This is a genomic window from Microbacterium sp., assembly GCF_032084865.1.
Lineage (GTDB): Bacteria > Actinomycetota > Actinomycetes > Actinomycetales > Microbacteriaceae > Microbacterium.
In genome coordinates this window covers 36,002-49,251 of the sequence record NZ_DAMDLU010000004.1, presented here as the reverse complement: position 1 = coordinate 49,251, position 13,250 = coordinate 36,002, and the positions used below count along the sequence as shown (strand labels likewise).

The window sequence follows — 13,250 nt, the reverse complement described above, 5'->3', positions numbered from 1 at the left end:
GTGCCCCTGCTGGCCGAGCGCCGCCTCGCCGCGCTTACGTGACGACGCGCGCGGCGCCGTCGTGCGGGGTCAGTTGGGTACGGATACAGATCGAATCGCGTACGTTTCCGACCCCGACAAAGGCGGTCGGGCCGGAGTGAGGCTCAGTATTGGTCAGCCTTTATTCTGATCCGGATTCGTCATATCTGATCCAGGCAAACACTGAAGTCGCCGCAATGCCAGGTAAGCCGGGATCGTCAAACTATGTGATCCGGTGTAGCACCCGAAGAAACCATGGACCTGAGGCGCATGTCAACGACCCGTACAGCACAGACGGCCGTGCACACACTATGTAAAGGTCGGTCCGTCTCGGATCGCCTTACACTCGCTCGGGCAGAATGGGACACAACCACACCGCTCACAGGGAGACGGGGGTTGTTCACCGTCGCCACATTCACTGCGCAATGTCTGTGGGCGACGCAACAGCCTCGCTCTGCGCGGCGACTGGGACACCCTGTCAGGGTGTTACCATTTCAACCCATCCAGGAGTTCGTCCACGGACACCGCCTCTGCACCCTTCTCGTCGTCGAGAGCCTCAACTACGAGTTCTCTCACAACGAGCGCTGCTGGTTGATGCCGAACGTTCGTCTGCTCCTGGATGTACTCCAGGCCTCCGTTCGCATACTCCTCGAAGATCCGGACCCGCTCGTCCAAACGACTCTCGTCCATGATCTCCGGGTCATCGACCGTGTTCACCGCAATCATGTTGATGAGCGTGTCGCTGAACCCGCGCGCGCTCAATGTCTCGTATCTGATGGGCTCCCCCGCAGTAAGGGTGAACCCGGCGCGGCGATTCTGGCGGAAGCCCACGGCAGCGGCGAGCAGCAGCACGTCCCGGAAGGTCGGGAAGGCACCTTCGTCCTGGAGCTCCTTCATCAGCGCTTCGTGAGCGGCGGGGCGCCGCATGCGTACGTCAGCGGACGTGTTCACTGGATCTCCTTCAGCACGGAGCGGTCATGCGAGCTCTTTACGATGTAGGGGTAGGAGTTACCCCTTACCTCGATGTCATCGCTGACATCGCCGTCGCTGGTCGTGTGCGTTTCGATGATGCCGACGTGACTGACATGTGGGAGCAGCTGTTCGACGACCTTCCCCAAACCCTGGCTCTTGCTGACGAGAACGACCAACTGTGGCGCCATTTCGGCGAGTGCACGCGCGACCGACTCCTGGTAGTCGTCATCGAGGGAGCCGAATGCCGCATCCATGACGATGGGGTAGGCGCCTGCGCCCTCGGGCGAGGAGCCTTCAGCTCGCCCCTCGGTGCGAATCTGCCTGGCGATTTGAGAGACGGCGGTGACGAAGCTGAGGCTGAGGATCTGGTTCTCCCCGGTCGATTTGGGAACGGGCAGCATGACCCCGTCAACTTCCTTCTCCAGTCGCAGCTCGAACCCTTCGTCCAGGATCGGCTGGTGGTTCTGATGGGTGATCTTGGCGAAGATCGACTTCAATTCCGCGTCCAAGCGCTGACGCATGTCGTCCTCGCGGATGCGGAGGATCTCTTTGAGGGCCCGGGTAACGGACTGGACGAGGTCCGAGCGACGACGCGCCTTTTCCGCGAGTTCGTCCTCGACCGACGCACGAGCACGGTCGCGGGTCTTCTGCTCGATCTCTCGCTCGAGAGCCTGTCGCAGCACGCTAATCTGTCCGAGCCGCTGCTGCAGCGCGGCAATGCGAGTGTCCAGACCCATGGACTTCGTTTGCAGCGCTTGGACATCTTCAGCGGGGCTGTCTTTGAGTCGACCGGTGAGCTCAGCCTGCCGCTCTTGGAGCCGGGTGAGGCGGTCCTTCTCGTTACTTATCCGTCCGAACAGCTCGGTGAGCTGATCTTTCAGCTCAGAGCGGGCGGATGCGAGGGGTCGCAACTGTCCGAACAGCTGCTGCCAGGACGTCTCAACGACTTGAAGGCCTGCGCGATGCCGCCACTCCCGCACGTGTGCGGTGCCATCTGAATCCGGGGCGAGCGTCGCCCCGCAAATGCACACGCCGTCGTCGAGCAGCTTGTCCACGAACTCGCGTTTGAGTGGTGCGGGGAGCGCACCTTTTTCGTACAGGCCCTCGGCCTTGGTCGCCGTCAAATCTCCCAAGGACTTAGTGAAAGCCTGGAACCCTCTGGTTGCAACGAGCGCTGAACGGGAGCTCTCGGCCGCCTCCAGCGCCTGCCGCACCTCGCCGAGCTCTCGGTTCACCGTGTCCAGGGCGGTCTGGATCGGTGCTGAGTCGGCGTGTTTGCGAAGGAGGCTCGCGACCTCGTCGCGTTCCTCGCTCAGAGCGGCGATGTTCCGCTGGGCGACAGCCGCCTCCTCCGCGAGCTCCTTCTCCTCTTCCTGCTTCGAGTCGATAACGTCCTGGATCTCGGCGGCGCGTGCATCGCCGTACCTGCGGAGCTCAGTGGTCAGCTTCCGGTCGACCTTCGGGAGATGTTCCAGCGCGCGTTCCACCTGTTCGAGGCCCAGGAGTACCTTGATGTCCTTCTGAACCTCCGCGTAAGCACTCTTCTTGACGAGGTTCTCGATGCGCTCACCGTTGAAGAAGAAGAAACGGCTCACCCCTGGCGGGAGGATCGAGGAGACCATCTCTTGGGGAGCGCCGAGCATCTCCGATGCGCCGGACGCTCCTGTCCGCCATCCCTCAAGCTTCACTGATGTCGCACGCACCGACTGCGCATCAGTGTCTTTTCGCACTGAGGCCCACCGCAGGATCCGATACGTATCCCCCTCGTGTTCGAAGACGAGGTCGACCGATACCTCTACGGTTTCACCCATCGAGGTCGCCCGCCACACTTCATCGTTAATGAGGCGGTGATGCTGCTCAACATCGTCGGAAAGTGTGCCGTACAGCCCCCAGGTGAACGCGTTGAGGAAGGTGGTCTTCCCAGAGCCGTTCGCGCCGAAGATCAGCGACACCGGCTTGAGCGCGCTCGAGTCCAGGTCGAACGTCTGCTCCTCGGCGAACTGCCGGAAGTTTCGAAGCGTGATCCGCTGGAGCTTCACGTGAGGACCTCCTTTACCGCCGCAAGAAGTTCCTCCGTCGCGTCATACCCTGGCAGATGAAGTTTTGACCGCTCAATCTCCAGAGCTCGCGTGAGAAGCGCCCTCTCGTCGTCGGACAAATCCTCGAGCACCCGTCGCTCGGTTCTGTTTTCAGGCACTTCGGCTTCCTTTCATAGCAACCGCGGTCACATGTCCATGAGTTGGTAGCGCTCTTTCAGTGGTCTCAAGGCGGTGAGAGTGTCGCCGTAGTTCTCTGACAGGCGAGCAAACTCGTTCGTCCGTTCAAGCTCACGAATCAGCAGTCGGCGTTCCACGTCGAAGTCCACAGGTGCGTCGGACGGGGGCACGGCGAGGTAGTCCACGATCTCGGCGTGCCTCTTGCCTGTAGCCAACCGCAGGAGTCGTCCGCGGCGTTGGATGAACTGACGCGGGTTGCTGCTGCTGGCCAGGAGATAGCCGATTCTTGCGTCGGGGATGTCCACACCTTCGTCCAAACACCGCATGGCGACGAGGGCTTGGAGGTCAGTTCCTGTCGCGAAGCGACGCAACAGGGCCTTGCGTTCAGTGCGGGGAGTCTCCGAGGTGTATTGATGTGCGGCTAGGCCGAGGTCTCGGCCAACTACACGCAACACATCTTGGAGCTGATTGGGTCCCGGCTCTTCACCAGCCGAGGCAGGCCGTGAGCCCTCCGCGCAGTAGATGAGCTGGAAGTGCGCGTCGCGGCGCGCCGCGACGTCTCTTCTCACGGCCGCCAGTTTGCCCGCGGCGTGACCGAGAATCCCCGCGCGCTGGCGCAGAAGGAATCCCAACGTCGCGTCCGAGTCTGGTTTCTCTGGGTCACTTCCCATCGCCATTCGCGTGGCAATCTGGGCGGTCAGGTCGACGTAGAACTGAGTTTCCGCATAGTCGAGTTCCACGAGTCGGGGCTGGTAGTGATAGCGAGTGAGCGCCTTCATCTGAATGGCCCGCCCCATGTCCAACTCGTACACGACATCCCCGAAGTAGTCGATGAGAGCGTCAGTGCCCTCGTCGTCGAACCACCGCTCCGGAGTTGCGGATAGAGCCAGCCGATAGGCGGCGTTCTCGGGGAGACTGCCCCGGTACGCCGCCGAACCGAGGTTGTGCGCCTCATCGCCAATCACCAGCATCGGAAGACTCAGTCGCTTCAGGACGGACTGGAATCGGTCACCGGCGAAGGAGCTATTGGTGGCGACGAGAGCCACGATGGGCCGGCGACCGAGGCGCGCCGCCGCGAGTTGCTCTTCGACGATGGGCAGCCAGGTTGCACTGGACTCGTAAACCCCAACGGGCCTCACACCAAAGCCCTCCACCTCGGAGATCCATTGGTCAACGAGGTGCTGGAGCGGCGCGATGATGAGCACCACGAGCGGTTCCTCGCGTCTGCGAAGAACCTGACTGAGTTGGGTGGCAGCAATCATGGCGGTCTTCGTCTTGCCTGTACCTGTGGCCATCTTCAAGATCCCGCGGCCACGGTTGGCGAGCCAGCTTTCAACAGCCTGCTTCTGGTAGTCGCGCGGCTCGAGCCAGCTGGGGATGTGAAGCTCTGCGGGTGCGGTTTCGACGACTCGCGGAGTGAGCGCATGCTCGGATGCCTCAAGCCTGCCAGCCGGTCGGTGCTGGCCGATCTCGATGAGCCGCTCGCGGACCACGTCTGGGAACGCTTCGACGCTTAGTCCGGGCGTCTGATTCGCCCACAGCATCCCGAAATCGTTCTCGAGGCGCAGCGCCCGTTCACCGTCCCCATCGTGCCATCCCGGGTAAACCTCGACGGATTCAAAGTTGGCGAGAAGACCTCCGAGGGTCTCGTTGCCGCTCCCCGTAAACCCGACAACATCGCCCAGGTGGTCGCGGAAAATACCGAGCTTCTCGTGGTAAATCCCGACCCGTCCCTCTCGTTCCACGAAAGCGAGTTTGATGTCCAGGCGACCTTCGGCCACGAATCGTCCCAGCTGTCCGAGACCGTCCAGGAGAGTGTCCGGCTGCTCATCTGTCAGTTCGCGCAAGGCGGCACGTGCGATAACGGCACGAAGCTCATACCCGCGCTCAATGTCAGCGATGTCGTCGCCATTGAGGTTCGGCGACGCGATGAGCTGCATACGCCCGCCCCGTTTGCCGAACTCCTCGAGACCGCGGGAGTACAACGCAAGACTTGTCGATGAGAAGTAGCCGACCGCACGCTTGTATACCGAAGCCGTAGAGAACGCGGGAAGATAGAACGATGCGACGACGTCCTCCATGTCGCTGCGATACCGAGTTGCGAAGTTGATGGACCGCAGGCCCTTCAGACGTGTCACAGAAGATCCATGATGTAGGACACATCCGGTGCCTTAGCCAGGCTCGAGGGTCCCTTTGTCCCGGGGTCCAGCTCGTCCCTCAGGCTGATGAGCAGATCTGCGATGTCGTCGTCGCCGCGACCGCGGAAGACGTCAACAACACTCGCGAACGGCGTCGACGGATCCTGATTCGCCGCGTGCACGAGGTGCTGCCACGCGTTTTCGGTGTCAGCGGGCGCGCCGGTGAGGGCGAGAAGGTCATGCGCAGGCTCTCCAATCAAGGCGTCCGCTGGAGCGAAGTCGAAGACGCGGTCATCACTGATAGTCAGGAATGCGTCAGTGTTGGCTTCTATGTCGGCGTCCAAGAGGAAGCGCCGGATACTGCCGAACGAAGGCTGAATCCCTGTCCACGCAATGACCTGAGGCCCTAAACGCGAGTCGAGCTGGATCGAGTCGCCCACGCCGAGGCCCAGCACGTGCGCCATCGCCTTCGGTGCGACGAACCCGCTGCCTCGGAGGTGGTCAGATGACACGGTGATCCTGTACGCCCACCCATCGGCGCGGCGGAACAACCGGCGTGTACGCTCCGGCGGCTTTTCTGCTGTTCGGCCTGCACGCATCGTGCGCACCGTGCCATCGACGGTCTCGAACGGAGCAGCGTTAGCGTACGCGATGACGCTGCTCGCGCTCACCGAGTAGCGACCAGTGATTCTCTCCACCAGTGCGTCCAGACGTTCTTCTCCGCCGTTCACACCGAGGTGCTCTCGGATCACGGCTCGGATTCCCCCGTAGGATCCGAGACCCCATTCCTTGAGGCCCCACAGTTCGCGGTCTACGCGTTCAAATCGCGCATCCTGGCTCATCGCGTTCCGAAGCGATCCCGCGGTACGGTCGAACGCGAACCGTTCCACAATCGCTTGCGCGGTCATGGGCGTTCCAACAATCGACAGCACAGCCGCCCCGTAGTCGCCTACCGACCCAGTGTGACGGAGAACGAATCCGCTGTCGATGATGTAGCCGCAGCGCGTCAGCCACTCTTCTGCGGCACTGTCGGCATCGGTGTCAGGTCCGACCGTCACGACGCTGAGGTCGGAGATCCGGGCAACCCCGTAGGCGTCCGCAGATTCAGTGATGATGGCGAGCGTTGCTGCTTCGGCCGCGGCCATCGACGGAGCAACCCTCCAGCCGTCGACGATCTCGTAAGCATCGTCGAGCTGGTCCAGAACTCGCCACGCCGGCTGGTCAGCGCTTGGCACAGTTTCAGCCAACGACGGGTAGGCAGCAATCAGGTCCGACAGCGGACGGATGGTTCCCGTGGAGGACGCGATGGACTCCGCGACGTCAGCCAGCCCCGCTGACTCCGAGACGGCAGTCAGGAGTGCTCCGCGGGCCTTGCCTTCGATCTGCCGAACACGCTCTCGGGTGACGCCGAACTTGCGTCCCAAGTCCTCAAGGGTCATCGGTGCCTCGCTAAGCAGCCGGAGCTTGAGGATCTCGAGGGCCCGAGGCTCCAAGAGGGCGAGCGCGTCATCGAGCACCACAGAGAGCGACTTCGCTCTGGCGTCCGCAGGGATGTCATTCAGGCGAAGGGTGAGAAGCCGCTCGGCTGCTCGTCTCACCTCGTTCGGGGCGGTCGACAGGGTTGATGGATCGAGGAGAACCTTTTCATCAATACCAATGAGTGCGCACCAGTCGGCGATGAGCGCGATGTCGTTACGGACAGCACGCAACCAATGGTCGTCCGGAAGCTCACGGACGGTGTCGGCCGAGGCGGCTGCGCTCGCTGGCACGCCTGATTCCAGAACAGAGGGAGACGCTGTTGTCGAGACCCTGACCAGCCGAGCGATAACCCCGTTGATGGTCCCTGCGCCGATGCCACGCCAACCCATGAGCGACCCAAGGTACTCGTTCGCGAGCTCCCCGGTCGTAAAGATCCCGTGACGGCTCAGCGAGTTCGCTGCCCTCGTCGGCAGGTCGAGGGCGGAAAGTTCAACGTCGGGCGGAAGGCTGGGGAGGATCTGACCGATAGTCCAGTGCGTTAGCCGTTCGCTCGCGAGCTCCGCGATGACACCGGCAAGACGCCCGACTGTCACCTCATCTGCGCGCTCGGTGGGGGTGTTCCACTCCTCGTCGCTCGACCGCGCGATTGCCGGCAACCAGGGAAACACGTCTAACCACGTCGATCCCGAACGTGGTGAGCTGGAGTCGTCGAGCATCTCGAGCATTTAGTGCACCCCCCTGGTCGCTCCACATCCTTTATATCCGTATATCCGACCTGCCACCTTGTCACGAGACGGTTCCGGTCCCGTAGGGCCAGCGCCTGAGTTCAGAAGCGACCGCCGCGTTCGTAGACGCAGCGCGAGTCTCACCCTAGGGCGAAGAGTCGTATCCGCCATCTGGAGCTACCCGTGTTGCTGAACAAACCCATGACGGAGCGAGGTGGTCTTGGATGAAGTAGATAGTCGCGGCTGCGCGCGCACTCACCAGGTCCCCCACTCGCTCAGGAACGTGAAGTGCCCTGGGACGTCGGATTCCCTCATCTAGCAGCTCACTCCGCGGTGGGGGCGACATCCAAGCCGCCCCCACTGCGTCCACGGAGTCAGATGTCTTCGATCCGCATGAGGCCCTTGATGTACGCGTGTGCGTGCTGGCCCCAGTAAGTCCGAAGGTCATCGAACTGCTCGGGATCCCGCTGCATGTTCTCCGCCTTCGCATATGCGAAGAACAGCACGTCGAGCCCGTCGACTGCCCGGCGGAGCAGACCATGCATCTCGGAGGGATCGAGGTCGTCCGCGGGCTTGGCGACGGCGTCGCGCAGCGGGCGGTAGATGTGGGCGAAGAACGGATGGCGCTGATTCATCCGGAGCACAACTCGTCCGTTCAGGTGGTCGAGCTCAATGAGTTCCTTGCCCGGCCAGTTGCCATCGAGGAGGGTAATGGCCTGAGATGCGATCTGGATACGAACGCGCTCCTTCACCTCAGCGCCATCCGCATCAGCATCGGCGATGTCGAGGTCCTCGATGATCTTCTCAACGACCTCCGACTCCTGGGCCGGCGTCAGGTTCAGCCCAGCCTGACCCCGCGGGGAGGTCTGCTCCGCCTGGTCCACAGCCTGCTGGACAGCGGCGGAGCGACGGCTGAGCTCCACGGCGCGCTCGGCAACTTCCACGTCCGACCAGTGCTTGCGGATCTCCTTCCGCGCCGCCCGGATCGGCCGCTGCAGCCAATTGCGCAGGGCGTTGCGGAGCTTGTCCACGGGCTCGGTGCCGCGCTTCACGTGACGCACCTGGAAGTACTCATCCAGGTCCGCAGGGAACGACACCTCGATACCGATGTAGCGGTCGCCCCGGCTGACACCTGCTGGCAGCATCCGCGGGACGATGTCGTAGTAGATCTCCCGGCCGTTGCGGAGAATGCTGATGCGGCCTTCGTTGTCCTGATTGATCTGGAACTCACGGATGTCCCGGTTATCGAGGTCCGTGTCACCACCGGTTCCTGAACGGTGACGGAAGATCTCCGGGACCACGGTGACCACGACGTGGACATCATGGCCGTCGATCTCGAGATCGGTCTCTTCGATGACGACACCACGCATCTGGTCGGCGGAGATACCTTCGCGCTTCGAGTACTGCCTGATGATGCGCGGGTCATCGAGCAGGAATGTGGGGTCGTGGAGCGTGACGGACTTCCCGAGAAGGTAGACCTGGAGGCCCTGGTCGATGAACCGACGGTAGGCCCGGGAGATGAACTTCCTCAGGTCTGCCAGCTTCTTGTCCAGGGACTCACCGTAGGTTCCGCCGCTGCTGAGGCGGTCGATCTTGCGCCACAGGACGAGCGTGCCGCTTTCGAATGGATCGCCGTTCGCGTTCTGCATCAGATCCGCGTAGTCGGTCGGCCAGCCATCGACCTTCTCCGACTCGATCTGCGTCTGTTCCCCAGTCCCGATGTGGTCCAGGTCCATGTAGGCGTGGAACACGGCTTCCTGCCCGACCGGCTTTGTGTACACCTCGATGCGACGGCCAACGCTGAGCGCGGCGAGCTTCAGGCCGACGCCGAAGCGTCCGAGTCCGGCGCGCTGGCCGTATCGCGTCGAGTACCCCATCTTCAGCACGAGAGCCAGGCCTTCGCTTTCGATCCCACGACCGTTGTCGGCGAATGCCAGGTCGGTGATGTGCGATTTGTTCGCGGAGTAGCGCGGTTCGATGCGGACGATGGTGGCGTGAGCTTCGATGGAGTTGTCCACGGGCTCACCGACGGCGGCGGTGAGGTCGAACCCGGAATCGCGCATGCTCTCAAGAGCCTTGTCGACCTCGATGAAGTCGGAGGTGTATGGGGCGTCGGGGATCTGGAGGTCAGTCATGGGTGTGTCCTTCGGTCATCAGAGTCTGGGTGGATGTCTTCGCGGTCGGGATCCGGAGCCGGTTCCTACGAGTGGCCTCGAATGAGCTGGCGCAGAACGGGCAGGGCGGGTCGCCGAGCCGAGGACGCGGCGGGTGGTCGATGTTCGTAGTCCTGTCGCCGAGCGAGTGGAAGAGGCTGCACTCCATGGCGAACGCGTCGTGGACGGAGCGGCTAACGTCGAATGTGAAGTAGATGCCCGCGCCCCACGTCGCGGCGTGCTCGAGGAGGCGCCGGCGAAGGCACGTGTCGCTGCGACCGATGTACACGGGCCCGACGGCGTTCCAGAGGGTGTACGTGCCGACTGTCCCGTCGGGGATGGATGCGCGGATGAGCCAGGGCGTGAGGAGCATGCGGCGAGGATTCATGAGAATCGCACCTCCGCGTCATACGCAAGACGGGCAACACGCCGGGCGCGGGAGATCTGCTCTCTCATGCGGGCTACGGAAATGTCTGCGCGCGTGGCGAGAGATTCAGCGTCTTCGCCGTCGGCGAGCAGGAAGATGATGGAGCGCTGGTCGTCGGTCAGCCCTGTGGTGGAAGCAATCCACCAGAGGATGTCGAACGTCTCAGTGCCGGTGTCGATTCCGCTCTGACGCTGCGCGGCTTCTTCGGCCGACGCGCGGTCTGCGACGCGCAGCTCGTCGTTGTCGAGAGCGTAGACGGCGTACGTCCGCCGCTTCGCGAGCACCTTCGATGCGTTCGCGCGAGCATCGCGCACCTGGAACGGCGCGGGAGCGGTGTTGTCAGGATGTGCCAGGATCTGGTCGAGCGCCCGGTCGATACGGTCGAGGTCGAAGGCATCCGTACTGGTTCTTCTGAAAGTGAGCTGCTGAAGGTATGCGACAGCAGCCCCTACCTGGGGTGTAATCAATTTTCGTGTCCCTACTTGGTCTGACTGTGGTCGCCTGCGGCGTTCACGGTCGGTAGTTCCGTTGATGGTGTGTTCAGTTGTGTTGCCCAGCATACTGCGGGGTTCAGGGGGAGCTCGAGGCTCCTGTATGTATAGGGGGCGCGAGGATCGAGATCCTTGCAGAGGTTCTCTCAGCTCACGCTTGCGAGGTAGTTCCGGCGGGCGGGAACGACACCGCGGATGCCGCCGACCGGGTCTACAACATCGCCTTCCTGACGGGGAATCAGGTGGCAGTGCGCGTGCCCGACGGTCTGACCGGCGGCAGTTCCTGCGTTCCATCCGACGTTGAACGCTTCCCACCCGTCAGCGGCAAGCTCGCTCCGCAGAGTGTTCAACGCTGTGCGGGTGTCGAGCATCTCCTGCTCGGTCAGATCGAAGACCTCTTGGCAGTGCCGAAACGGGATGATGAGGTGGTGCTCCGGCGAGACGGGGTACCCGTCGAGCACCGCATACACCGTGCCGAAGTCGCGGATCGCCTCAGTCCGCTGCATCACGCAGAACCGACATGGGGCGTTGTCATTTCGTGGTCTCCTTCGCGCCCAGCAGCGCAACGAGCTTGTCGCGTCCTGCCCGGATCTCTTCCTCGAACTCTGAAGGGAAGTAGCTGAGCCGAGCGTCGGCGACATAACCTGGCTGCTCGAACGCGCCTTCCAGCATGGTGTGGTGAACACGCCACCTACCTGACGTGGTGACCTGGCTGAGGGCGAGGCCGGACTTCGTATCCAAGACCGCTTTGATGCTGACGTTGGCCTTCACGATGGCTTCGAAGAGGCTCCACAACGCCTTGTCCTCGCGGATGGCTTTGATGTTGTCGAGGATGTGCCACTCCCCCACCATGCATCCGCTCTCTCAGCGCGTCTCGGAGGACGAGGACTTCGTCGAGCATCGCGCAGATCGGCGAGTAGAACTCGTTCAATGCCCGGGTCTGGAACTCTCTGGTCGCGGCAGCAACGGTCTCCTTCTTACGGAGTCCACTGGCCGGCCACAGGCTGAGGACTCCAATGATGGCGGCGGTTACCGCGGGGCCAAAAAGCAGGCCAAGACCTGTGAGGGGATCCACCGACACGGAGAGCTTCATATCGTCCGCGGGCGTCGGCATGGGGGTGGGGGGTCGCCGCCCATACAAACTCCGTCAGTCCCGCGATGATCTGCTGCATACAGGCAGGCTACCCCTCGGGTCGGACATCACGACGAAGCCTATGACCGGCGACCACGAGGCCCCGCTCGCTCAGAGCTTCCCTCCAGCCCGCTTCTGTGCGGATGCGGTCCGGTTCGTCGTACAGTCCCGCCCGATGTTCCGCGCGTGACAACGCCGCATAGAGCTCGCGACGGGGGTGCTCGATGCTGACGAACTGTTCTTTTTGATGAAGAACTGACCGCCGTCCGGGCTCCTCTGGCGGGGTCCACCTCACATCCAACTTCCCGATTCGGACGCGTGCGGAGAAGCTCAGCGGCGGGTGCGCCGTCTCCTCAAATCGCTCGTACGCCCGGTATTCGACCTCGTCCGCGACGTACGACAATCGGATGATGTTCACCCCGACGCTCGCGCCGGCGAGAAGCCGCGCACAACCCTCGAACACTCGGAGAACCGGTGGCAGTTCGGCGAGGGCCGCAGCGTGGACGTACAGCGAGGTGGGGCTGATCCTGCCGACCTTCGATGCCAGGGCGTTCACCTGCCGAAGAGCGGGGTCGCTGCACGCCAGCAGCAACCGGTCCGCGTCTCGGCGCGCGCCGTCCGCTGAGGGGAAGAGCGAACGTGCGTCGGTGCGCGTGGTCGTATCGCGCAGCAGATCCTCCTGCCGGAACCGCCCTAGGGCCAGCATGACCAGTAGCTCGTTGCGCCGCTGCCTCGCGACTTCCTCCCAATAGGAGGCGGTAGTCGCAGAGCGGATGATGCGGATGCCACGGGCCACGCTGCCTACGGCGTCCGCGACCTTTACCTTGTCTGCATCCGAGAGCTCATGGGTCCGGGGAGGTCTGGCGTGCACGGCCATGAACGCGAAGAGCGGTTCGAGGGCATCGCGGTGCGTCTCGTACAACGCCTGGGTGTCGATCTGTCGGCGAGGTCGGTAGATGGCGACTCGCGAGCGCACGTACGCCTGCGCCTCATCCGGGTTTCGGAAAAGGTAGAAGACGCCGGGCGCCGCCGCGTACGCCCGCTCACCGGTGACCTGCTCTACCCACTCACCGAGCTCGGTGTGCGTGTAGAGCTTCTGGAACGTGCGCCGCCCGGTGAGCAGCCCATCTCCATGACTCACACCTGCGGGAGCACGATCCTCTCCGAAGGTTCGGCCGGAAACGATGAGCAGACGTGTCGCCAACCCCCAGGCCGTGAGCACGGCCGCCCGACGCTCAGCGACGTCTTCGATGACGTTGACCACGTACCCCAGGTTCACGACATCAGCCGGTCGCCTCTCGGTGTTCGGCCGGAACGCAGGATCCCATCCATCGGCATCTACACCCAGCGCACGGAGCCGGGCGATGTCGTCGCCACGACCGCACCCGTAGTCGAAGACCGTGGACCCGCCAGATATGAGTTGGTCGGCGAGGGCGCCCGCCACGGGCCGGGACAACGCAGTACGAGCCAACGCTGTCCGGGACCGTTCGATGCGCATG

The 13,250-nt window shown here is 63.1% G+C and carries 11 protein-coding genes; all 11 read right to left on the bottom strand.

Annotated elements, in window-relative coordinates:
* Positions 1-504: 504 nt before the first annotated feature.
* Positions 505-945, bottom strand: coding sequence for a DNA phosphorothioation-associated protein 4 (locus RT309_RS01150; protein WP_313354555.1), 441 nt, complete (start codon positions 943-945; stop codon positions 505-507).
* Between the two features lie 20 nt (positions 946-965).
* Entirely contained in the window at positions 966-3,029 is a 2,064-nt protein-coding gene (locus tag RT309_RS01145; RefSeq protein ID WP_313354549.1) for an AAA family ATPase, read from the bottom strand.
* Positions 3,026-3,187: a hypothetical protein gene (locus RT309_RS01140; protein ID WP_313354547.1), complete on the bottom strand. Its 162-nt coding sequence runs from the start codon at positions 3,185-3,187 to the stop codon at positions 3,026-3,028. Before RT309_RS01140 ends, RT309_RS01145 begins: the two co-directional genes overlap by 4 nt.
* A 27-nt stretch (positions 3,188-3,214) precedes the next feature.
* Complete coding sequence (locus RT309_RS01135) at positions 3,215-5,344, bottom strand: DEAD/DEAH box helicase family protein (RefSeq protein WP_313354545.1); 2,130 nt, start codon at positions 5,342-5,344, stop codon at positions 3,215-3,217.
* The gene (locus tag RT309_RS01130; RefSeq protein ID WP_313354544.1) at positions 5,341-7,548 is read right to left on the bottom strand and encodes a sigma factor-like helix-turn-helix DNA-binding protein; all 2,208 of its coding nucleotides are present in this window, start codon (positions 7,546-7,548) and stop codon (positions 5,341-5,343) included. The genes RT309_RS01135 and RT309_RS01130 overlap by 4 nt, the downstream gene beginning before the upstream one ends.
* A 374-nt stretch (positions 7,549-7,922) precedes the next feature.
* Positions 7,923-9,683: an ATP-binding protein gene (locus tag RT309_RS01125; protein WP_313354542.1), complete on the bottom strand. Its 1,761-nt coding sequence runs from the start codon at positions 9,681-9,683 to the stop codon at positions 7,923-7,925.
* Positions 9,676-10,074: a hypothetical protein gene (locus tag RT309_RS01120; RefSeq protein WP_313354540.1), complete on the bottom strand. Its 399-nt coding sequence runs from the start codon at positions 10,072-10,074 to the stop codon at positions 9,676-9,678. Before RT309_RS01120 ends, RT309_RS01125 begins: the two co-directional genes overlap by 8 nt.
* An 11-nt stretch (positions 10,075-10,085) precedes the next feature.
* Positions 10,086-10,688, bottom strand: coding sequence for a hypothetical protein (locus RT309_RS01115; RefSeq protein WP_313354538.1), 603 nt, complete (start codon positions 10,686-10,688; stop codon positions 10,086-10,088).
* A gap of 77 nt (positions 10,689-10,765) precedes the next feature.
* Complete coding sequence (locus RT309_RS01110) at positions 10,766-11,125, bottom strand: HIT domain-containing protein (RefSeq protein ID WP_313354553.1); 360 nt, start codon at positions 11,123-11,125, stop codon at positions 10,766-10,768.
* A 25-nt stretch (positions 11,126-11,150) separates the two neighbouring features.
* Positions 11,151-11,471 (bottom strand): hypothetical protein, encoded by a 321-nt coding sequence (locus RT309_RS01105; RefSeq protein WP_313354537.1) that lies wholly within the window; start codon positions 11,469-11,471, stop codon positions 11,151-11,153.
* A gap of 329 nt (positions 11,472-11,800) precedes the next feature.
* On the bottom strand, positions 11,801-13,249 hold the full coding sequence (locus RT309_RS01100) for a DNA phosphorothioation-associated putative methyltransferase (RefSeq protein ID WP_313354535.1): 1,449 nt from the start codon (positions 13,247-13,249) through the stop codon (positions 11,801-11,803).
* Between the last annotated feature and the right edge of the window lies 1 nt (position 13,250).